This window comes from Noviherbaspirillum galbum, from assembly GCF_010974945.1.
GTDB classification, from domain to species: domain Bacteria; phylum Pseudomonadota; class Gammaproteobacteria; order Burkholderiales; family Burkholderiaceae_D; genus Noviherbaspirillum; species Noviherbaspirillum galbum.
The window spans coordinates 17,614-40,329 of sequence record NZ_JAAIVB010000003.1; the positions used below are offsets into that span (position 1 = coordinate 17,614).

The following is a 22,716-nucleotide window of genomic DNA, read 5'->3' on the forward strand; positions in this document are numbered from 1 at the left end:
GCCCGCCGCCGCCCCGGCCGGGAGCCCGCGACGTCGCCCGCGCGCCTGCCCCCGCCAACGGAACATGGCAGTTCTTCATGCAAGGAGGGAACATCATGAGCGCCGTACTCGAGAAATCCAAGCTGGTCCGCAAGTCATCCGATACCCCGGACGAGGTCAGGCCCTTCGCGGATAACAAGGGAAGGTTGCACGTCTATGAACTGGGTGACCACATTGCCGGCAAGGGCGAGTTCGAACCTGGCTGGCGCTGGAGCCAGCATGTGAAACCGATCGCCGGCACCGATTCGTGCCAGGCAGCCCATACGGGATTCGTGATCCAGGGCAGGATGATCGTCAAGATGGATGACGGCTCGCAGATGGAATACGGGGCTGGGGATTTCTTCTACATGCCGCCCGGGCATGATGCGTGGGTGGTTGGGGATGAGAGGTGTGTGCTGGTGGATGTGACGGGGGTGGCGAAGTATGCCAAGCCGCATTGAGTCGTTGTGAAGGTGAGGGGTGGTGGTTTTGACTGCGGCGGTAGGTGTCATTGTCGTTCGCGCCAACCTCCGTCATTGCCGCTTGCCGCCTGTCATTCCCGCGAAGGCGGGAATTCCATTTCTGTCTTTTCTCCGGTGACCCGGTTGCGTCTCCCACTCCGTGGGGGGCTTGCCGGGACTGCCCCGGCGGACGTCAGAAGGGATAACTGGCGCCTCGCCTTCGGCATCGTGTGACGGCAAATGATGATGACTGCGGCGACCGCCACGGCCACTACATCCGCGCCCTGACTACCAAGCTCCCTCCCTTTCAAGGGGAGGGTTGGGGTGGGGATGGGTTTCCGGTGCAAGCAAAGAACAGCGTTGACATGACCAGCGAAATAAACCCTGTCCGCTAAGCGCAACCGAAACCCATCCCCACCCTAGCCCTCCCCTTGAAAGGGAGGGGACTCCGCCTCGCCTTCCTCACTCCCCCACGTAACGCGCCGGCCTCTTCTCGAAAAACGCATTCACCCCTTCGCCAAAATCCCGCGTCGCCGCGCACGCCGCAAACGATTCCGCTTCCGCATCGAGCTGCCCTTGCAGATCCCGTCCGAGCGAATCGCGGATCAGCCGCTTCAGCCGCGCGAGGGCGAGCGGTGGACCATCGGCCAGGCGGCGGGCGAGCCGTTGCGTCTCTTCCTGCAGGCTGGCGGCGGGAACCACGCGGTTGACGATGCCGAGGCGCAGGGCTTCAGCGGCATCGAAGGTGTCGCCCAGCAAGGCGATTTCCATGGCCTTGCGCATGCCCACGAGGCGCGGCAGCGCCCAGGACGTGCAGCAATCGGAACTCGTGCCGATGTTGACGTAGGCAAGGTTGAATCGTGTGCCTTCCGCCGCGATGGCGAGGTCGGCCGCGAGGGCGACGCCGAGGCCGCCGCCGGCGACCGCGCCGTGCAGGCTCGCCAGCACCGGCGCGTTCATCTGCGCCAGCAGGGCGATGCCGCCATGCATGGCGTCGATCAACGCGCGCGCGGTGGGAAGCGGATCGGCGCGCATCGCCGCGAGGTCGCCGCCGGCGATGAAGGCGCGCCCTTCCCCGCTGATGACGACCACGCGCACGTCCTTGTCCTGCCAAGCCGCCTGGCAGGCAGCGAGAAAGCCGTTCGCGGTGGGAATGTCGATGGCGTTGAGCACCGTCGGCCGGTTGAAGCGGATGTGCGCGATGCCGTCGTCGCGCCAGTAGCGCAGCGGGGCGTCCGCCGCGCCGAGGTCGATGTCGTTGGCTTGCATGTTCTCTCCGTGACGGCCCTCAGGCCGTCGGTAAACGGTAATCGCGGAACTGCTCGCGCAGCTTGCTCTTGAGCAGCTTGCCAGTCGCGGTATGCGGCAGCTGCTCGACGAAGACGACGTCATCGGGCACCCACCATTTCGCCACGCGCTGGCTGAGATAACTCAGCAATTCTTCCCGCGTGATGTTCTGGCCGGGCCGCTTCACCGCGAGCAGCAGAGGACGTTCCTGCCACTTGGGATGGTGCGCGGCGATGATCGCTGCTTCCTGCACCGCGGGATGGCCGACGGCGGTATTTTCCAGGTCGATGGAAGAAATCCACTCGCCGCCGGACTTGATGACATCCTTGGCGCGATCGACCAGCTGCACGTAGCCATCAGGGTCGATGGTGGCGATGTCGCCGGTCGGGAACCAGCCGTCCTCGTCGAGCACCGGGCCGCCCTCACCCTTGAAGTAGCTGCCTGCAATCCACGGCCCGCGCACGTGCAGGTGACCATAGGCCACGCCGTCATGCGGCAAGGCCTTGCCGTCTTCGCCGACGATCTTAAGTCCGACGCCCCATACCGCCCGCCCCGCCTTGAGCTTGACCGAGGTCTGCTCTTCGCCGGACAGTGCCGCGTGCTTGGGCAGCAGGCGGCCGATCACGCCGATGGGACTGGTTTCCGTCATGCCCCAGCCCTGCACGTATTCCGCGCCGAAGTCGCGTTCGAGCCGCTCGATCATCGAGCGCGGGGTTGCGGCGCCGCCGACGCCGATGGTCTTCACGCCGACATCCTTGATGTCGATTTCCGGATGCTGGTCGAGGTACTGGAACAGCATCAGCCACACCGTGGGCACGGCTTGCGAGAACGTGACGCCTTCGTCGCGCATCAGTTCGTAGAGGCTTTGCCCGTCGAGATGCGGCCCGGGCATGACCAGCTTGGCGCCGACCATCGCCGTGGCGTAGGGCATGCCCCAAGCATTGGCATGGAACATCGGCACGGCGAGCAGCAGGCACATCGCGGAATTCACGCCAAAGGTATCCGGCGCGCACTCCATCAGCGAATGCAGCACCGTCGAGCGGTGGGAGTACAGCACGCCCTTGGGGTTGCCCGTCGTGCCCGAGGTATAGCAGAGCGACGATGCCGACCGCTCGTCGAACTCGGGCCACGCGTAGTCTTCGCTTTGCGCGGCGATCAGGTCTTCGTAGCACAGCAGGTTCGGCAGGTCGATGGCGGGCATGTGCGCACGGTCGGTCATGGCGACGAAATGCCGGACCGACTTCAGCTTAGGCGCCAGTTGCTGGACCAGCGCGGCGAAGGTGATGTCGAAGAACAGGACCTTGTCTTCGGCATGGTTGATGATGTACTCGATCTGCTCGGGGAACAGCCTCGGGTTGACGGTGTGCAGGATGGCGCCAGTGCCGGACACGCCGAAGTAAAGCTCGAGATGCCGGTGGGTGTTCCAGGCCAGGGTGCCGACCCGGTCCGAGAAAGCGACAGCTAGCGATGCCAGCGCATTGGCCACCCGCCTGGCGCGGCGCTCGACCTCGGCATAGTTGGTGCGATGGGTGCCGCCCTCCACGGTACGCGCGACGATCTCGCGCCGGGGGTGGTATTGCGCGGCGTGCTCGATGAGCGACGAGATGAGCAGCGGCCTGTCTTGCATCAGTCCTAACATGGTGTCTTCCTCGTTCTCTGGCTTGTATGCGGTGCCGGCGTCGAATCGCGCCGCGTCTTGTCGGCCTGCCTGCGCCGGAAACGATGCCCTTGCGGGCGGCGCTTCCCGTTTCCGGCTGCCGCCCCGCCGCATCGGGCGGGGCGAAGTGGGCTACAACCGTTCCACGATGGTGACGTTGGCCATGCCGCCGCCTTCGCACATCGTCTGCAAGCCGTAGCGCTTGTTGCGGCGCTTGAGCGCATGCAGCAGCGTGGTCATCAGCTTGGTGCCGGACGCCCCGAGCGGATGGCCGAGCGCGATCGCGCCGCCGTTCACGTTCAGCCTCTCCGGATCGGCACCGGTCGCCTGCAGCCAGGCCAGGGGCACGGGCGCGAAGGCTTCGTTCACTTCGAACAGGTCGATGTCATCGATCTTCATGCCCGCCTTCTTCAGGGCCTGCAGCGTGGCTGGAATCGGCGCTTCCAGCATGATGACCGGATCATGGCCGAGCAGCGACAGGTGATGGATGCGCGCCATCGGCGTCAGTCCGAGTTCTTTGAGCGCCTTCTCGCTGACGACCATCACTCCGGTCGCGCCGTCGCAGATCTGGCTGGCGTTCGCGGCGGTGATCACGCCGCCCTCCTGCAGCAGCTTGACGCCCTGTATGCTTTCCAGCGTCGCGTCGTAGCGGATGCCCTCGTCGGCGACATGCATTTCCCCGCTGGCGGTGCCGTCCGCCAGGCGCACTTCCACCGGCAGGATTTCTTCCTTGAACACGCCCTCGCGCGTGGCATTGATCGCCTGCTGGTGGCTGCGCAGGGCATACTGGTCGAGCTGGTCCCGGGACAGGCCGTACTTGCGGGCTATCATTTCCGCGCCGACGAACTGACTGAAATCCTGGGGATAATGTTTCCTGATTTCCGGGCTCATGTAGTAGCCCAGGCCGTTCTTCTGCGGCAAGGCGCTCGAGGTGAACATGGGCACTCGGGTCATGCTTTCCACCCCGGCGGCAATGACCACGTCCATGGTGCCGGACATGACCGCCTGCGCGGCGAAGTGCAGGGCCTGCTGCGACGAGCCGCATTGCCGGTCCACGGACGTGCCGGGCACGGATTCCGGCAACTTCGAGGCCAGCACCGCATTCCTGGCGACATTGGTCGATTGCTCGCCGACCTGGCTGACGCAACCCATGATGACGTCTTCCACGCGGGCAGGGTCGACGCCCGAGCGGTCGACGAGTGCGTCGAGCACCTGCGCCGCGAGGTCGACCGGGTGCCATCCGGAAAGCCGCCCGCCGCGACGGCCGCCCGCGGTGCGCACCGCGGCAACGATATATGCTTCAGCCATGTTGCTTCCTTATCCTTCAGTGTGGTTGTTCGATGATTTGGTGAAAAGAGAAATGTCGTGACAAGTTTGGCATTTTTTTCCGGCCTTGCCTGCCCTGCGTCGTCGGAAACGACGATTTGCGTGGCATCGGTCAGGCCTGCATGCCATTTTCCCTCATCCGGTCGATTGCCAGGCGGTCCACGCCCCATGCCAGCAGGGTTTCCGCGGCATTCCCCGCGGCATCGCCCCTTGCCGGTGGCGCGTCCGGCGGCGTCCGGCTGAAGCGGGGCGCCGGCGCCGGCTGGACCACGCCGTCGATTTCCATGAAGGTAGCGCGGCTGCGATTGTGCGGATGCGCCGGCGCTTCATCCCAGTCGAGCACCGGCGCGAAGCAGGCATCGCTGCCTTCCATCAGCGCACACCATTCCGCGCGCGTCCGCGTGCGGAACAAATCCGCGAGGCGGTTCTTCAGGATGGGCCAGCCGTGCACGTCCCGCTGGGCCCGGAACGCGGGATCGTCGATGCCGCATTTCTCCAGCAGCAAGGCATAGAACTGCGGCTCGATCGCGCCTACCGCGACATGCTTGCCGTCGGCGCAGGCATAGGTGTTGTAGAAGTGGGCGCCGCCGTCGAGCAGGCTCTCGCCGCGCTGGCTGCTCATGGAGCCATCTGCGTGGAACCCGTACATCATGGCCGACAGCAGCGCCGCGCCGTCCGTCATGGCCGCATCCACCACCTGTCCCTTGCCGCTGCGGCGCGCCTCGTGCACGGCGCACATCACGCCGAAGGCGAGCAGCATGCCGCCGCCGCCGAAATCGCCGATGTAGTTCAAGGGCACGACCGGCGGCTCGCCGGGGCGGCCGATCGCATGCAGCGCGCCGGAAATCGCGATGTAATTGATGTCATGTCCCGCGGCGTGCGACAGCGGCCCGTCCTGTCCCCAGCCGGTCATGCGTCCGTAGACCAGCGCGGCATTGCGGCCCAGGCAGGCATCCGGCCCCAGCCCCAGCCTTTCCATCACGCCGGGACGGAAGCCCTCGATCAGCACATCCGCCTTCTCCACGAGGTCCAGAAGCATGTCCGCGCTGCCGGCCTTCTTCAGGTCGACCGCGATGGAACGCCTGCCGCGCCCGAGCACGTCGTACCGCTTCCGTTCGCCGGACGCCGCGGAAGCCTGCTCCGGCCGGTCGACGCGGATGACATCCGCGCCCATGTCCGCGAGCATCATGCCGCAAAACGGCGCCGGGCCGATGCCCGCCATCTCGATGACCTTCAATCCCGCAAGGGGTCCCGCCATGTCGATTCTCCTGCTTTCGTTTTCCAGCCGCTCAGCCATCAGCGCGGCGCCATGCGGATCGCGCCGTCGAGGCGCACGCTTTCGCCATTGAAGTATTCGGTCATGATCATGAATTCGGCGAGGGCGGCATATTCGTCCGGTTCGCCCAGCCGCTTGGGAAACGGCACCGAGGCCGCCAGCGCCTGCTTCACGTTCTCCGGCAGCGAATGCAGCAGCGTAGTGTTGAAAATGCCCGGCATGATGGTATTGACGCGGATGCCGTCGTTCATCAGGTCGCGTGCCACTGGCAAGGTCATGCCGACGATGCCGGCCTTGGAAGCGGCATAGGCAGCCTGCCCGACCTGGCCGTCTTCGGCGGCGACGGACGCTGTGTTCACGATCGCGCCCCGCTCGCCGCCCGGAAGCGGATCGAGCGCCAGCATGCCGGCGGCGGATTTTGCCATGCATCGAAAGTTGCCGACCAGATTGATCTGGATGATGCGGTCGAAGGCATGTGTCGGGTAGTGCTTGATCTCCCCGGTCGTCTTGTCGCGGCTGGCCGTCTTGACCGCATTGCCGGTTCCGGCGCAATTCACCAGCACCCTTTCCTGGCCGATCGCGGCGCGCGCGCGGGCGAATCCCGCGTCGACCTGTTCTTCGGAGGTGACGTCCACCTTGCAGAACACGCCGCCAAGTTCCGCCGCGAGCGCCTCGCCCTGCCCGGCATTGAGATCGAAGATCGCCACCTTCACGCCTCGCCCCGCGAGACGGCGCGCGGTGGCTTCGCCCAGGCCCGACGCGCCGCCGGTAATGACTGCCGAAATGGTGTTGTCTAGCTTCATGTTGCTCCTCGCGGTGGATGGCGTTCGTACCGGCGCTACCGGCAGCGGCGGACCCGCGCCATGTTTTGTCTGGAGCCAGTGTAGGCAGGCCGGCGAGGCGCGGCATCGTCGGAAGCGACGAATTCCGGCACGCATCATCAAGCGTGTTCCCGGGGAAAGATTTCCCTTGATTTGCCTCAAGCAGGCAGGAAGTGTATGACCGGCTTGTGGGCTAGAATAAGCTGGTGCGATGGCGGGAACGACGCGCTTGCAGGCGCCCCGCGGCATGTCGCTCCCGCTGCTTCCATTTTTCCCGACAATGACCGATTCCGCAGTTCCGGCCCGCCTCTTCCTTTCGACCAAACTCAATCCGCCCACGGCAACCGCCGCGCAGGTAACCCGCGGCGCGATCTGCGAGCTCGTCGGCGCATCGGGTGCGACCAAGCTGGTGCTCGTGCGTGCCCCGGCCGGTTTCGGCAAGACCACGGCCATGGCCCAGTGCAAGGAACTGCTGGCCGGGCGCGGCATCGATACCGCCTGGCTGACGCTCGACGGCGCCGACAACGATGCCTCGCGCTTTCTCTCCTGCCTGGCGGCCGCAGTCGGCGGCATGATGGCGGAGCGCGGCGCCGGCGCGATCGACACCGCCACCGGCCTCGCGCGTCCGCCGGGCGAGGTCGCCCTGGAAATCATCGCCCGGCTGGCTGCCCATCCCGCGCCTTTCGTGCTGTTCCTGGATGACTTCGAAGCCGTGCAGGAGCCGACCGTCCTGCGCCTGGTCCGGGAAATCCTCGACAACCTGCCCCGCGGCGGACAATTGATTATCGGTTCGCGCGGCTTGCCGGACCTCGGCCTCGGCCGGCTGCGCGCGCGCGGGCAATTGCTCGAGATCGACGCCGAACGCCTGCGCTTCAGCCTCGCGGAAACCGTGGAATTCATGACGCAGCGCCGCCGCCTTGCCTTGCCCGAGGACGACCTGGCCCAGCTGCAGCGAAAGACGGAAGGCTGGATCGCCGCCTTGTGGCTGGCGTCCGTCGCGCTGGAACGGCGCGATGCTCCTTCGGCGTTCATCACGCGCTTTTCCGGGTCGAACGAGGCCGTCGCCGATTACCTGGCGGAAGATGTCCTGGCTCACCAGCCTCCCGAAATCAGGAACTTCCTGCTCAAGACCAGCATCCTGCGCCACCTCAACCCTTCGCTCTGCAGCGCCTTGCTCCCCGGCAGCGACGGCGCCGGCATCCTGCGGCATCTCGAGGAAGCCAACCTGTTCCTGACGCCGATCGATGCCCAGGAGCGCACCTACCGCTACCACAGCCTGTTCGCGAGCTACCTGCGTGCCCAGCTCGAACGGGAATTTCCGGAAGAAGTCATCGGCCTGCATCGCGCCGCTTCTCAATGGTACGAAGCACAAGGACGCCCGGTGCCCGCTATCGACCATGCCATCGAGGGACACGACTACGAGCATGCGGTGGCGCTGCTTTCCCGGCACGCGGAAAGCTTGCTCGAAAGCGGCCGCATGCGCCTGCTGTCCCGCTGGTTCGCCGCCCTGCCCGAAGCGACCACGCAACGATCGCCTCTACTGCAGGTGATCCATGTCTGGGCGCTCTGCTTCACGCGCGGTCCCGCCGAAGCAATGGCGCTGCTGGAACGTTGCGGCTGCGCCACCTCGTCCGATCCCAAGATCCTGGCACACGTCATTGCATTGCGGCCGCTGATGCTCGCGATCATGGACCGACAGGAAGAGGCCTACGCAGCCGGACAGGATGCCCTCGCGCGCATGCCTGTGGCCGATGCCTTCATCGGCGGCGTGCTGTCCAACGAAATGGCGTACATCTGCGCCGTCATGGGCGATTACCAGCATGCCCACCGGCTGCTCGACGCGGCGCGCCAAGGGCAAGGCGGCGAAGGCAGTTTCTTCAACAAGATGTATTCCGAATCGGTGGAAGGCCTGATCGATCTCGAGGCCGGGCAATTCCGGCAGGCGACGGCGCGCTTTCGCATGGCTGTGAACGCCACGCACAGCGCCTCCTACCGCCACACCGGCGGCAATGCCTGGGCGGGCGTGCTGTACGCATCCAGCCTGTACGAGATGAACGACCTCGACCAGGCGGAACACCTGCTGCACGTGTACGTTCCGCTCGCGAAGGATGTCGGTCTCGCCGATCACACCATCATCGGCTACACCATGCTGTCCCGCATCGCCTTTCATCGCGGCGACGTCGACCATGCTTTCCACAACCTCGCGGAACTCGAATATCTCGGCCACTACCGGCAACTCCCCCGGGTCGTCAACAGCGCCAAGCTCGAACGTTCGCGGCTGCTGCTCATGCAAGGCAACCTGCAGGCGGCAAGGGAAGAACTCGAACGCGCAAATCCGCCGGGCGCCTGGGAGCGCATCGCCCGGCTGCGGCTCCCCGCCCACGACCTGGAATACCATGCGCTGGCCGAACTCCGGTGGCAACTGTCTGCCGGGCAGGCAAACGAGGCGCTCGCAGCGGTCGACGCGGAGATCCAGGCGGCCCAAGGCGCGCGCAGGCAGCGTCGCGTGCTCAAGCTGCGCATCCTGCAATGCATCGCCCTCAAGCAGATCGGCGACCAGCGGCCCGCGCTCGATCGCATGAAGGAATTGCTGAGGCTTGCCGCCAATGAAGGTTTCGTGCGGCTGATCGTCGACGAATCCGAACGGGCCGGCGCGCTGGTGCGCCAGGTCGCCGAGACCCAGCAGTCGGATGGCGGCAACGAGCCCATTTTCCAGGATTACCTGCACAAGCTGATGCAGGCTTTCGGTCCGGCCGTCAATGTGATGGAAAGCACGCCGGCAGCGGCAACCGGTGCCCTGGTCGAACCGCTGACGACCAAGGAGATCCGCATCCTCGGGCTGTTGGCGGAGGGTTATTCCAACAGCGCGCTTGCCGAGAAGCTGTTCGTTTCCGACAGCACGGTGAGGACGCACCTGCGGAACATCAACGGCAAGCTGCAGGCACATAACAGGACGCAGGCCGTGGCGCTGGCGCGGAGACTGGGGGTGATTCGATGAGGATTAACGGTATTTTCGGTGAGACGGGTATTTGAATGCGCATTTCTCCAGACGGGGGAAATGGGATTCCCGCCTGCGCGGGAATGACAGAGAGTCGCGGAGATGACAGCTCCTGTCGCGAACAACACCAGCCCCCTCAAATCCCCCTGGAAATCACTTCCTTCATGATCTCATTCGTTCCCCCATAAATGCGCTGTATCCGCGCATCCACATACATGCGCCCGATCAGATACTCATTCATATACCCATATCCCCCAAACAACTGCAGGCACTCGTCGATCACCTTGTTCTGCAGGTCGCTCGCCCACATCTTCACCATCGACGCGCCGATGGTGTCGAGCCGCCCGGCGACAAGATCCTCGATGCACCTGTCGACGTACGCCCGCGCCGCGGTCACGTGCGCCGCGATCTCCGCCAGCTTGAAGCGGGTATTCTGGAACTGCCCGATCGGCTGCCCGAAGGCCGTTCGTTCCCGCGTATAACGAACCGTCTCTTCATAGGCGCCTTCCATTGCCGCCGCCGCCGACACGCCGATGATCGTGCGCTCGTATGGCAGGTCGCTCATGAGCTGGAAGAAGCCCTTGCCCTCCTCGCCGCCCAGCAGGCAATCGGCATCCACCTCCACGTCATCGAAGAACAGCTCCGACGTGTCCTGCGCCTTCATACCGATCTTGTCCAGCACCCGCCCCACCTGGTAGCCCGGCCGCCCTTCGGTTTCGACGATCAGGATGGACATGCCCTTGGCCTTCTGCGCCGGGTCGGTCTTGGCGACCACCAGCACGAGGCCGGCGAGGAAGCCGTTGGTGATGAAGGTCTTGGAGCCATTGATGAGATAGCGGTCGCCATGCCGCTGCGCCCGCGTCCGCACGCCCTGCAGGTCCGACCCCGCGCCCGGCTCGGTCATCGCGATGGCGCCGACGAGTTCGCCGCGCGCCATGCGCGGGAGGTAGCGGCGCTTCTGCGCCTCGGTGCCGTGGTTGAGCAGGTAGTGGGCGACGATGCTGTGCACCGAGGAATTCATGCCGCTCAGCGCGCGGCGTGCCATTTCCTCGTAGAACACGGCCTCGTGGCGGAAATCGCCGCCGCCGCCGCCGTACTCCTCGGGAATGTCGGAGCACAGCAAGCCTACGGCGCCGGCCTTGCGCCACAAGTCATGGCCGACGTGGCCTCTATGCCGCGCCTCTTCATCGTAGGGCAGCATCTCGTTGTCGATGAAGCGAATGGCGGTTTCCCGCCACATCGCCAGTTCTTCGTTCATCCAGGAACGATGGAATTGCAGGCTCATGCCGTCTCGTCCATTCCGCCAGTGCGGCTCTTGTTCACATGCGCTTCATTGCGCAGGAGGTGGGTACTTCGGTGTCCTTGGCCGGTATCACGGCAACCGTGCGGAAGCCGTAGCCGGTGTTTTCCGTATCATGCCTGACCGTGGTGCCGTTCTTTTTGGCATAGGCCGACAGCACGAGCGGCTGGATCAGCTGGTGATCGTCCTTGCGCATCACGACCTTGCCATTGCCAGCATCATATTCCATGCCTTCCAGGGCTTGCGACACTTTCAAGGGGTCCGTTGTTTTTGCATTTTCCATGGCCTGGGCGAGCATCTGCAGCGTGGTGTTGATGCGCACGTAGGAAAACTCGAGTCCTGGATAGCGCTTCGCATAATCATCCGCGAACTTGTCGAGCTTGTTCGGCTGGAGGTTGCGGTGCCATTCCGTGATCTGGTACACCGTATCCTCGGGCATGTCGCCCAGCGCTGTCGGCGTCCCGCGCACCGCGGCGAAATAGGTAAAGAACTTGGTCTTCAGGCCGGCTTCCTTGGAGGCGCGCAGCAGCAGGGAGAGGTCGTTGCCCCAGTTGCCGGTGATCACGGTGTCCGCGCCGGACGCCTTGATCTTGGCGACGTAGGGCGAGAAGTCCTTTACCTTGCCGAAGGGATGAAGCTCGTTGCCGACGATCTGCACGTCGGGTCGTTTCTTGGGCAGCATGGCGACGACCGCCTTGGACATCTGCTGGCCATGGGCATAATCCTGGCCGATGATGAAAACCTTCTTGATGCTCTTGTCGCCCGCCATATAGTTAGTCAATGCCTCCACCTTCATGAGGTTGTGCGCATCGAAGCTGTAGTACCAGAAGCTGCACTTGGAATTGGTGAGCTCCGGGTCGTTGGAGGCGTAGTTCAGGAAAAGCACCGTCTTGTCGGGGTTGCGCTCGTTCCACTTGTTGATCGCCTCGATCAGGGCGCCAGCCGCGCCCGAGCCCTGCCCCTGGACGATGTAGCGGATGCCGCCGTCGGTCACCCGCTTCAGCTGCACCAGCGATTCCTCGGGGCTGGCCTTGTTGTCCATGGGGACGATTTCCAGCTTTTGCCCGCCGAGCACGCCTCCTTTGGCATTGATGTCGTCCGCGATCGCGACGAAACTCTTGAGGCCGAAATCGCCGATGCTGGCGAACGCGCCGGAAAGCGGGTCGATATAGGCAACCTTGATCTGGGCGCTGGCCGGCAGGGAAAGCGCAAGCGTCGCGCACGCGCCGAAGGCGAGTCGTTTCAACATGGTGGTCTCCATCTGGTTATCATTTCGATACGGCATGGGGTCAGATGGATTGTTGCGCAGGCATCCCCGGCGCGACGTCGTCGGAAGCGACGATTTTGTGACGGACGCGGGGTTGGGCCGGTCGCATCCGTGCAGCGGAAGGCTTTCCGGAAATCAAGAGGTAGCGTGGCTAATGGTAGGACGGTCCGGGATTGTCATGATCGCGGTACCAGGACGCGAAGTCGGAGCCGAGAATCGGCCGGCAGACGAAGAAACCTTGCGCTTGATGGCAGCCGTGGCGGCGCAGATAGTCCATGACCGGGGCGGACTCGATGCCTTCGGCCACGATCTCGAGGTTGAGCGTCCTGCCGAGCGCGATGATGGCTTCGGTGATCGCCCGGCTGGCGGTATCGTCCTCGAGGCGGTGCACGAAGGATTTGTCCACCTTGATCTTGTCCAGCGGCAGGCGGCTTAGATAATTCAGGCTGGAATAGCCGGTGCCGAAATCATCCAGCGCTACCTTGAGCCCCTTGTTGCGCAGGCTGTCGAGGATGGAGATCGCATGGTCGATATCCTGCATCACCGCGGTCTCGGTGAGTTCGATCTGGATCGATGATGGATTGATGCGATGGCGTTCTATCATGCTTTCCAGGTAGTCGACGAAATTCTTCTTCCTGAATTCACTGGCCGACACGTTGACCGCGATGGGGATCACGGGCAATCCCTGCGCCTGCCAGTCGGATTGCTGCCGGCAGGCTGCCGACAGCACCCATTCGCCGATGCGGCCGATCAGCCCGGTGGCTTCCGCGACCTGGATGAACCGGTCCGGACCAGTGCCATGCCGCGGCCAGCGCAGCAGCGCTTCCACGCTCACGACGCGGTTGGTCTGCATGTCGACGAGCGGCTGGTAGTGCAGGTGGAATTCGTCGCGGCCCAGCGCCTGCTTGATGCGCTCCGCGATGATGGATTGCGTCACGACGCGTTCAGCGAGCGCGGGCGTGTAGAACTTGAAATTGTTCCTTCCCGTCTCCTTCGCCATGTACATCGCCGCATCGGCGCAATTGATCAGGGTATCGACGTCGCTGCCGTCGCGCGGATACATGCTGAGGCCGATCGAGCAGGACAAGGTAAGTTCGAGCGAGCCGACCTCATAGGGCTGGCAGAGGATCTGCATCAGGTGCCGCGCGACATGCTCGCAATCCGCATCATTCGCGCAGTTCGGCAGAAGGACCAGGAACTCGTCGCCGCCCAGCCGGAATATCGTGTCGTCGCCGCGCATGCATTCCTGCATCCTGGCGGCGACCTGTCGCAGCACCGCGTCGCCCGCTTCGTGGCCGTGAATGTCATTGATCGGTTTGAACTGGTCGAGGTCGATGAACATCATGCACACGCCGTGCCGGCTTCGCTTCGCCGCGGCGAAGATGTGGCGCGCATATTCGAACAGCAGCGTGCGGTTCGGCAAGCCGGTCAGCGGGTCGTGCAGCGCGGCGAGCCGTATCTTTTCCTCGGCTTGGCGGCGTTCGGTGTAATCGTGGCAGATGGCCAGGACTTCCCTGACGCCGCCCGACGGTTCGCAGATCGGCACGCAGGTCACGCCGAAGTTGCGCATTCCTCCGCCGGAGGGAACGTCGATGTCCCCGGTCTGGGTCGATGACGCGGCCACGGCGGCATGGACCAATGGCGTCCACATCGCGATGCTCGGCGCGGGGTGGATGTCGGTGACCACCTGCCCCAACAGGGCGGACGCATCCATCCCGGTGTGATGCAGCGTCGCCAGGTTGACGTATTGGATGCGCAGCGCCGTGTCGTAGATGACCACCATGTCCGGTATGTGGTCGAAGGCCATCCTGAGTCTTTCCTCGCTCACCCTGAGCCCGGTCTCGGCGAGGTGGCGCTGGGTGATGTTGCGCACCGTCAGCACGCCGAGCCAGCCTTCGCCCTTGATGTCGTCGACGACGGTGGCCGAGAAGCTGCCGACCCAGGCATCGCGGGTGCCGCGGCGGCGAATGATGAATTCCCTGGCAGCCACGGACTCGCCCTTCAGCAGGCGGCTCACCGGCCACTGCTCGACCGGCACCTGTTCGCCGTTCAGCTCGAAGACTTCGAAGGCCTCATGCAGCTTGTGCGGTTCGCCGCTGACCGCAGTGATGCCGGAGTAACCCAGCAGCTCGAGCGCCGCCGGGTTGATTTCCAGCACGTTTCCTGTCGAGGAAAAGACGATGACGCCTTCGAACAAGCTGTTCAGGACGGCCTTCAGCCTGGCGCGGCTGCGTTCCATCGCGATGCGCGCGCGGATGCGCAGGTCGATATTCTTCACGACAGCAATGAAATAGGACGGCTTTCCCGCAGCATTACGCACCAGCGACACCGTCAGGTGGCCCCAGACGATGGCGCCGCTGCGATGCAGGTAGCGTTTCTCCATTGCATAAAAGTTGATCTTTCCCGCGAGCAGATCCGCCACCTGGTCGAGGTCCGCCGAGAGATCGTCGGGATGGGTCAGCTCCTGGAAATTCTTGTGCACGAGTTCATCCTGCGAATAGCCGAGCATGTCGCACAGGAACTGGTTCACCCGCAGCCATTTTCCTTCGGGGGTGAGATGGGCGATGCCGATGGCGGCAAGGTCGAAGGTCGTGCGGTAATCGAAGCGAAAACCGTCCAGCTCGGCCTGCACGTTGCGCTGGTGTTCCGCCGTCTGCGACAGCGCCAGCTGTGCCTTGGCGAGCTCCTCGGATTTTTGCTGCAGCTCCACCTCCAGGATGGCCAGCCGTTGCCTGAGGGCTTCCGCTTCCAGCGAACCGTCGGTGGATAAATGCATGTTCGGACCGGCCTTCGAGAGGCCGCAGGTTTGGGGCATGATGAAAGAACGAGCGCGAGCACGCGCCGTCTCCGAAGGTTAGCACCAATCGAGGGCATGTGGCCCCTCCGGCATCAATGGCCGGGCGCCCGGGCTTCCTTTGCCGGCTGTCCGATTCCTGGGCGCATCAGGCTCCCGGACGCTCCTGGTCCGATGCCAGGCGCTGGGCGCCCCCGCCCTTCATTTCATCGCGGCGATGAAAGGCATAGCCATTCTTGCCCTGCATCTTCGCTTCGTACATTGCAATGTCGGCGGCCTTGATCAGCTCTGCGGCGCGCAATCCATCGCGGGGATAGACCGCGATGCCGATGCTCGCCCCCACCCGGACCTGCTGCAAGTGGCGCAGCAGCGGCTCCTCGAAGCAGGCAAGCATGTGGCGCGCTATGGCTTCGATATCCTCTACCTTCGCAAGATTCGTCGCCAGCACCAGGAACTCGTCGCCGCCGATGCGCGCGACCACGTCCGATTCCCGCGCGGCTTCACGCATCCGCCGCGACGCCTCCTTGAGCAGCATGTCGCCGGCATCATGGCCGAACTGGTCGTTGACCTGCTTGAAGCCGTCAAGGTCGATGAAGAAGATGCCGAGGAGCCGCTGGTAGCGCTGGGCGAAGGGAATGCTGTAGTTGAGCATCTCGACATACAGGTTCCGGTTCGGCAGGTTGGTGAGCTGGTCATGCGACGCTTCATGGCTCAGGCGCTGCAGCAGCTGCTTCTTGGTCTGGGTATCGTGCCGCACCAGGGTAACGAGCGACAGCACGGCAAGCGCGAGCAACAGCAGGAACAGCGTCACGCTGGTCTGGAAGATGGCGACGTTGCGCGTGGATTCCTTCACCAGCCCGACCTGCCGCTCCTGCTCCTTGCGCGCCAGCAAGTCGATCTCTTCCCGGATTTCCGCCATGTAGCTCTCGCCGGTATTGGAGTTCACGACCAGCATGGCCGACTCGAGGCCGTGCTCTGCCCGCAAGCTGATCGTCTGTGCGAGCTCGCTCAGCTTTTTTTCCTTGAGCAGCGCAAGCCGGTTGTAGGCGGACAGTCCATCGGGTCCGGTGAAAACGTCGCGAAAACGCATGAACTGCGCGTTCGCAGTGCTTACCGCCGCGTAATACGGCTGCAGGTAGGCAGGGTTGCCCGTCAGGAGATACCCCCTCTGCCCGGTCTCCGCCTCCGTGAATGCCAGCATCAGCGAATTCAGCGCTTCCAGGCGGGCATGACCCATTGCCTGTTCGTGCTCGCTCTCCGCCACGTTGCGGCTTGCCCATACGCTGACGCTGGCCGAGGTGAAGAACGCGGTCAGCACGATGATCATCAACCATAGCAATTGCTTCTCGAGCTTCTCATTCCCCATCATGCAGCCCTCGCTCTACGGAAACGTCATGCCTGCAGGAATTTCAGGAATCAGGGAAGGCTTTCGCTCCCATTAACCAGAAGACTTATGATGACCAACCTTTAATTTCAAGCATAGACGATCTTGAAGCGATGGTCGCAATCCTTTGCATGATTCCTTGACGAACCGGCGGATGCATTGGAGTAATGCCGTGCGGTTACTGATTTGTCCGCTGCGACAGCGTCGTTAACTTACCCGATCGCAATAATGAAAGCGCCCGCCGGCTTGCCGCCGGCGGGCGCGAGTATTGCAGAACCGGGAGAAAAATTGGACAGTCCGTTCAGTCGGCGATGCGGGAATGTTGCCGGGTGTCTTTCATCGTGGCATACACCAGCAGGGAACAGAAGATGCATCCAGCGACATACCAGTAGAACCATGCCTCGTGGCCAGCCTGCTTGAGCCACAGGGCGATGTACTCGGCGGTGCCGCCAAAGACCGAGACCGCGACGGCATACGGAAAGCCGACCCCGAGCGCGCGGATCTCGGCCGGAAAGAGTTCTGCCTTCACGACGGCGTTGATCGAGGTGTAGCCGGAAACGATGACCAGGGCGGCAACGTTGAGGAAGAAGGCAGTCCAGGCGTCATGCGTCTGGCTCATCGCCGTCAGCAGCGGAACCGTGCTCAGCGTACCGAGCACGCCGAAGGCCATGAGCACCGGCCGGCGGCCGACCCGGTCGGAAATTGCGCCGACGAGCGGCTGCAGCATGGCAAAGATCGCCAGCGAGGCGGCCGACACCAGGGTCGCCTGGTCCTTGCCGAGCCCGACGGTATTCACCAGGAATTTCTGCATGTAGGTGGTATAGGTGTAGAAGGCGACAGTCCCGCCCATGGTCAGCCCGATGACGGCAAGCACGGCCTTGGGATGGGAGAACAGCGCGCGAAGCGTGCCCCGGTCCTGCGCGCCGGTCTTTGCCTTCTTGAACTCGCGGGTTTCATCCATCTTCCCGCGCAGGCCCATCGCCGCGATCGCGCAGAGCGCGCCGATGAAGAAGGGAACGCGCCAGCCCCAGTCTTCGAGCTGGGCGCTGGTCAGCACCACGCGCTGCAACAGGATCAGCAGTCCCAGCGCGAGGAGCTGGCCCATGATGAGCGTGACGTACTGGAAGCTGGAGTAGAAGCCGCGGTCCTTCGCCGTGGCGATTTCGCTGAGATACGTCGCCGAAGTGCCATACTCCCCGCCCACGCTCAAGCCCTGCAGCAGCCGTGCGAGCACCAGCATGACCGGCGAGGCGATTCCTATCGTTGCATATCCCGGCGTGAGGGCAATGATGAGCGAGCCGAGGCACATCAGCACGACGGAAAACACCAGCGCCGACTTGCGGCCGTGGCGATCGGCGTGCTTGCCCATCAGCCAGCCGCCGATCGGCCGCGCGAGGAAGCCGACGGCAAAGACTGCGGCGGCATTCAGCAGTTGCGCCGTCTCGTCGCCCTTGGGGAAGAACGACTTCGCGAAATAGATGGCGAATGCAGAGTACACGTACCAGTCATACCACTCGATGAGATTGCCGACCGAGCCTGAAAAGATGGATCGCAGACGGTGCAGGGCGGATTTGTCCTGCTCCGCCCGGGCGGAGGAAGGGCGAACGGTTTCGATGGATTCGGGTGTCATGCTTGTCTCCTTGGTTAACGACGTTGAAAGCGTTTCCGGACGTCTTAATCAAAATCCAGGCCAGCCTCGGCGCTGCCCATGTGCCGTTCCTAAGTCCCTGTTTTATTTGGAAGCCCAGGATTTACGGCGCCAATCGCGTCGTCACCGGGATACGGATCTCCGGTCCGCCTGACGGCTCGCGCTACGGAATGCCGTATGCCCCTTGGCGGCTCCTCGGGGCGCATGGCTCTCCGGATGTCCGGAAAGCCGGGAGCGATCCCGTACGAAGATCCGGACGACCGCAAACAGGCGGTGCCCCGCTCTCCCGCGTCCTGCCTTACAGCCCATGGACCACCGACATTGGCATGCGAATTGCCAGGAAGGCCTCGGCGACTCAGCCAATGACAATCAGCAGACAACGAGGAGGAGACATGAGGATGTTGAACAAATGGGTGGCGGCAGCCATGCTGGCGATCCTTGCCAATACGGCCTTCGCGGCGGACAAGCCGCCGGCGGAGCAGGCGGTCGAGCTGGTACACAAGGTGATCGACTACATGAAGGCGAATGGCAAGGAAAAGACGATTGCCGAGGTCAACAGCGTCAACGGACAGTTCCGCAAGGGCGAGTTGTATGTCACCATCAACGACATGCAGGCAAACACGCTGGCGCATGGCGCCAACCCGAAGATGCAGGGCAAAAATCTGATTGATCTGAGGGACCCGGACGGCAAATACTTCATGCGTGAACGCCTCGAGCTGGCGAAGAAGCAGAAGAGCGGTTGGCAGGACTACAAGTTCGTCAATCCGGTCGACGGCAAGATGGAAAGAAAGGCGATGTACTTCGAGCGGTTCGACGACCTGATCGTCAATTGCGGCATCTACAAGAACTAAGACCATGTACTAAGACCTTGTGCCGGCAAGCGGAAGCGGCCATTGCTGTCCGCGTCTGCTTCCGGGCGGCGCAGTGGCCGGTTTCACCGGCACGGGCGGTCTGAAAAGGGAATGATGGAACAGACGGCACTGCCCAAGCGCGCCGCTTGGAAACTCCTGCTCCTCGCCTTGCTGGCGGCGATCACCTGGCTCGCCTATGCCGCCGCCCATCACCACGCGAGCAGGATTCTTCGCGACCAGGCAGACCGCCAGCTCGAGATCATCGCCCACGACCTCGATTCCATCATCGACAAGTTCGAAACCCTGCCCTTCGCGCTTTCCTTCCACCCCGACGTGATCGAGGCGGCCAGCAGCGCCGATGCGCCGGTGGTCTCCCGCCTGAACGCCGCCCTGCAGGCGATCCAGCGCCAGTCCGGTGTCAGCGTCATTTACCTGATCGACCGTGCCGGCAATACCGTCGCTTCCAGCAACTGGGACGATCCGCAAAGCTTCATCGGCCTGAATTTCCGCTTCCGTCCTTATTTCATCGAGGCGGAACACGGACGCACCGGACGCTTCTACGGCATCGGCACCCGCACCGGGGAGGCTGGCTATTTCATCGCCCAGCCTGTCTACCGCCAGGCTTCCGCGATCGCGCCTGCCGTAGTCCGCCCGAACGGCGCCGATGAGAAAATGGACTTCGTCGGCGTCCTCGTCGTCAAGATCAGCCTGACGGACTTCGAGCGTTCCTGGGGCACGAGCGAAGAACCCATCGCGCTGAGCGACGCGCTGGGCGTGGTCTTCCTCAGCAACCGGGACAATATCAAGTACCGCAGCCTCGCCCCCTTGCCTTCCGCTGCGGAGCAACGCCTGGCCGGCACGCTGCAGTATGCCGGCCGCCAGATCGAGCCGATTGCGGCGCTGCCATTGCGCGAGCGCGTTCATTATTCCCAGGCCGTGGAGCGCGCCATCGGTCCCTCGGGATGGAAGCTGATGCTTTTCCCTAGCCCGGACCGGCCGAGGGTAACGGCCGGCTATGCGGCATTGATGGCCTTCGTGATCATGGCCTCCGGCCTGTTGGCCGCCTGGGCGCGGTTGCAGCGCCGCAGGCGCATCGAGGAGCGCTTGTCGGCGCGGGAAGCGCTGGCGAAGGCGGCCGAAGAACTGGACCAGCGTATCGCCCAGCGCACCGAGGAACTCCTGCAGGCCAACCAGCGCCTGGAAACGAAGTACACGACGCTCAAGCAGACGGAAACACTGCTGCGCGCGACGCAGGATGAATTGCTCCAGGCATCCAAGCTTGCCCTGCTCGGCCAGATGGCCGCCGGCGTCACCCATGAAATCAACCAGCCGCTCGCCGCGATCCGCGCATTCGCCGACAATTCCCTGCGCTTCCTTGACCGGGATAACACCGCGCAGGTGCGGGCCAACCTGGCCCATATCAGCTCCGCGTGCGCGCGCATGGGCGCGATCATCAGCCAGCTCAAGGGCTTCGCCCGGAAGAGCGGCGAACAGCTCGAGCCCGTCCGGCTTGCCGATGCGGTCGAGTCCGCGCTGCTGCTGCTCGAAGGCGACATTTCCGCAGGCCGCGTCGCGGTGCTGAAATCGCTCGATCCACGCTGCCGGGTGGTCGGCGACCGCCTGCGCATCGAGCAGGTCCTCATCAACCTGCTCAGGAACGCCATCGACGCGGTCGAGCATGCCGCCGCGCCCGAGATAACGATCACCTTGGCGGTCGGAACGGAGGACGTCCTGCTTGCCGTGGCGGACAACGGACCCGGGATTCCCGAGAATGTCGCGTCCCGCCTGTTCGAGCCGTTCTACACAACCAAGCCATCCGGCAAGGGGCTGGGCCTCGGGCTGGCCATTTCATCGTCGATCATCCATGCGATGAACGGCGAGCTTGCCGCCGAAAACCTGCCGGCCGGCGGCGCCTGCTTTACGATACGCCTGAAAACCATGATTGAACCCGGCACCGAGGAGAGCCATTGATGCCCGCCACCGCTCCATCCATCGACATCCTCCTGGTGGAGGACGAAGAGGCCGTGCGCCTGGCCACCTGCCAGATGCTTGAACTCGACGGCTACCGCGTCCGCGCCTGCCATGACGCGGAAGAAGCCCTGCGATGGCTGCACCAGGCCTCGCCGACGCTTTTGATCACGGACGTGCGGCTGCCCGGCGCCTCCGGCCTGTCCCTTCTCGAATCGGTCATGCGCATCGACGCCACCCTGCCGGTGATACTCGTCACCGGACACGGCGATGTCAGCATGGCGGTCGAGGCAATGCGGATCGGCGCCTGCGACTTCATCGAAAAGCCGTTTCCCTCGGAGCGGCTGCTGGACTCCGTTCGCCGGGCCTGCGAGAAGCGCCGCCTTTACCTCGAAAACCAGCAGCTCAAGGCGGCATGGGCCAATCATCCCGACATGCCTGCCCTGATCGGCCAGTCGGCGGCCATGGAGGCGGTTCGCGCATTCATCCGCTCCATCGGTCCCACGGACGTGGATGTCCTGGTCAATGGCCAGACTGGCACCGGCAAGGAAGTCGTTGCCAGGCAGCTGCACGTGGCCAGCGGAAGAAAGGGGCCGTTCGTGGCGATCAATTGCGGCGCCCTTCCGGAATCGGTATTCGAAAGCGAAGTCTTCGGACACGAGGCGGGCGCGTTCACCAGCGCCCAGAAGCGCCGGATCGGAAAGCTGGAGCATGCCAATGGCGGCACGTTGTTCCTGGATGAAATCGAATCGATGCCCCTGGCGCTCCAGGTCAAGCTGCTGCGCGTGCTGCAGGAACGCCGGCTCGAGCGCCTCGGCAGCAACGATGCCATTCCCATCGATTGCCGAGTGATCGCGGCGAGCAAGGCCGACCTGCGGAAGCTGAGCGACGAGGGAGGCTTTCGCGAAGACCTGTATTACCGCATCAGCGTCGTCGCCATCGACCTCCCACGTCTCGCCGACCGGCCAGACGACATTCCGCACCTGCTCTCGCATTTCGTCCAGATCGCCAGCATGCGATTCCAGCGGCCGGCGCCGGCGTGGTCGGATTTCCAGATGCAGCAATGGCAAGCCATGCCGTGGCCGGGCAATGTCCGCGAGCTCAGGAATTTCGCTGACCGGCTGGTGCTGGGCGTGGCCACTGCAGTGCCGGGCACCGCTGCGACGGCCGCCACTCCATCGCTGTCGCGCAAGGTGGAACAGTTCGAGCGCGCCGTCATCATCGACGCGCTCGCCCGCACGAAAGGAAACGTTGCGGCAGCTGCCGAAGCGCTGGAGATTCCGAAGACGACACTCTACGACAAGCTCAAGAAATACGGCATCGGCGCTGAAAAGTAAGCCCCGGGGCGACGCGATTCAGGCTGCCGAGGTTGCAGCCAGGAACGCGGCGGCGATGAGCTTGAGGACCCAGGACTTCATCATGTCATCTCCTTGATTTGGTTTTCATCTTGAACCTGCCTGGCTGTCGAATGTTGCCGGCAGCGCGGTTCGTCGTGCCAGTACGTTGACTTCGGCTTCCGGAAAATTCAAGGAAACGTTCATTTTCATGGCGTATTCAAAACCAACTATTTCATTTTCCGCACAGGCGTTCATTTGATTTCGACCACGCCCGGCAAGGCCGTTTACGGATTTGACTGCGTATTACTACGTGGTGGCGATGC

Annotated in this window: 16 protein-coding genes; 5 read left to right on the plus strand and 11 right to left on the minus strand. The window is 63.7% G+C overall.

The window, feature by feature from the left end; translation table 11 throughout:
- The first annotated feature begins 95 nt into the window (after window positions 1–95).
- Window positions 96–479: a cupin domain-containing protein gene (locus G3574_RS00095; RefSeq protein WP_163959637.1), complete on the plus strand. Its 384-nt coding sequence runs from the start codon at window positions 96–98 to the stop codon at window positions 477–479.
- 462 nt (window positions 480–941) lie between these two features.
- Here the strand turns inward: G3574_RS00095 and G3574_RS00100 are convergent, their stop codons facing one another.
- The 5 genes from G3574_RS00100 to G3574_RS00120 all read right to left on the minus strand — a co-directional run bounded on the left by G3574_RS00100 (window position 942) and on the right by G3574_RS00120 (window position 6,828).
- A complete protein-coding gene (locus G3574_RS00100; protein ID WP_163959639.1) occupies window positions 942–1,748 on the minus strand; it encodes an enoyl-CoA hydratase/isomerase family protein in 807 nt (268 codons plus the stop codon).
- Window positions 1,749–1,767: 19 nt separating this feature from the next.
- Entirely contained in the window at window positions 1,768–3,405 is a 1,638-nt protein-coding gene (locus tag G3574_RS00105; RefSeq protein ID WP_163959640.1) for a 3-(methylthio)propionyl-CoA ligase, read from the minus strand.
- Window positions 3,406–3,555: 150 nt separating this feature from the next.
- Window positions 3,556–4,731 (minus strand): acetyl-CoA C-acetyltransferase, encoded by a 1,176-nt coding sequence (locus G3574_RS00110; protein ID WP_163959642.1) that lies wholly within the window; start codon window positions 4,729–4,731, stop codon window positions 3,556–3,558.
- A 130-nt stretch (window positions 4,732–4,861) separates the two neighbouring features.
- Window positions 4,862–6,007 carry a CaiB/BaiF CoA transferase family protein gene (locus G3574_RS00115; protein ID WP_163959644.1) on the minus strand — a complete coding sequence of 382 codons (1,146 nt, stop codon included), beginning with the start codon at window positions 6,005–6,007 and terminating at the stop codon, window positions 4,862–4,864.
- A 38-nt stretch (window positions 6,008–6,045) separates the two neighbouring features.
- Window positions 6,046–6,828: an SDR family NAD(P)-dependent oxidoreductase gene (locus G3574_RS00120; RefSeq protein WP_163959646.1), complete on the minus strand. Its 783-nt coding sequence runs from the start codon at window positions 6,826–6,828 to the stop codon at window positions 6,046–6,048.
- Window positions 6,829–7,126: 298 nt separating this feature from the next.
- Between G3574_RS00120 and G3574_RS00125 the strand changes: the two genes are divergently transcribed.
- Window positions 7,127–9,844, plus strand: a complete 2,718-nt coding sequence (locus tag G3574_RS00125; RefSeq protein ID WP_163959648.1) for a LuxR C-terminal-related transcriptional regulator — start codon at window positions 7,127–7,129, stop codon at window positions 9,842–9,844.
- A 136-nt stretch (window positions 9,845–9,980) separates the two neighbouring features.
- On the opposite strand, the gene G3574_RS00130 is transcribed toward G3574_RS00125, so the two are convergent.
- The 5 genes from G3574_RS00130 to G3574_RS00150 form a co-directional block, all read right to left on the minus strand.
- Window positions 9,981–11,129 carry an acyl-CoA dehydrogenase family protein gene (locus tag G3574_RS00130; RefSeq protein WP_163959650.1) on the minus strand — a complete coding sequence of 383 codons (1,149 nt, stop codon included), beginning with the start codon at window positions 11,127–11,129 and terminating at the stop codon, window positions 9,981–9,983.
- A 34-nt stretch (window positions 11,130–11,163) separates the two neighbouring features.
- Entirely contained in the window at window positions 11,164–12,393 is a 1,230-nt protein-coding gene (locus G3574_RS00135; protein WP_163959651.1) for a branched-chain amino acid ABC transporter substrate-binding protein, read from the minus strand.
- Window positions 12,394–12,562: 169 nt separating this feature from the next.
- Window positions 12,563–15,187, minus strand: coding sequence for a sensor domain-containing protein (locus tag G3574_RS00140; RefSeq protein WP_163959653.1), 2,625 nt, complete (start codon window positions 15,185–15,187; stop codon window positions 12,563–12,565).
- Window positions 15,188–15,353: 166 nt separating this feature from the next.
- Window positions 15,354–16,574: a diguanylate cyclase domain-containing protein gene (locus tag G3574_RS00145; RefSeq protein WP_163959663.1), complete on the minus strand. Its 1,221-nt coding sequence runs from the start codon at window positions 16,572–16,574 to the stop codon at window positions 15,354–15,356.
- A gap of 316 nt (window positions 16,575–16,890) precedes the next feature.
- The gene (locus G3574_RS00150) at window positions 16,891–18,204 is read right to left on the minus strand and encodes an MFS transporter (RefSeq protein ID WP_407941585.1); all 1,314 of its coding nucleotides are present in this window, start codon (window positions 18,202–18,204) and stop codon (window positions 16,891–16,893) included.
- 425 nt (window positions 18,205–18,629) lie between these two features.
- Here G3574_RS00150 and G3574_RS00155 point away from each other — a divergent pair, with 425 nt between their 5' ends.
- From G3574_RS00155 to G3574_RS00165, 3 genes are all read left to right on the plus strand, one after another.
- Window positions 18,630–19,088 carry a cache domain-containing protein gene (locus tag G3574_RS00155; protein WP_163959667.1) on the plus strand — a complete coding sequence of 153 codons (459 nt, stop codon included), beginning with the start codon at window positions 18,630–18,632 and terminating at the stop codon, window positions 19,086–19,088.
- Between the two features lie 111 nt (window positions 19,089–19,199).
- The gene (locus tag G3574_RS00160) at window positions 19,200–21,059 is read left to right on the plus strand and encodes a sensor histidine kinase (protein ID WP_235952839.1); all 1,860 of its coding nucleotides are present in this window, start codon (window positions 19,200–19,202) and stop codon (window positions 21,057–21,059) included.
- Window positions 21,059–22,393, plus strand: coding sequence for a sigma-54-dependent transcriptional regulator (locus G3574_RS00165; RefSeq protein ID WP_163959669.1), 1,335 nt, complete (start codon window positions 21,059–21,061; stop codon window positions 22,391–22,393). Before G3574_RS00160 ends, G3574_RS00165 begins: the two co-directional genes overlap by 1 nt.
- Before the next feature lie 105 nt (window positions 22,394–22,498).
- Here the strand turns inward: G3574_RS00165 and G3574_RS00170 are convergent, their stop codons facing one another.
- Entirely contained in the window at window positions 22,499–22,648 is a 150-nt protein-coding gene (locus G3574_RS00170; protein WP_163959671.1) for a hypothetical protein, read from the minus strand.
- Window positions 22,649–22,716 lie beyond the last annotated feature (68 nt).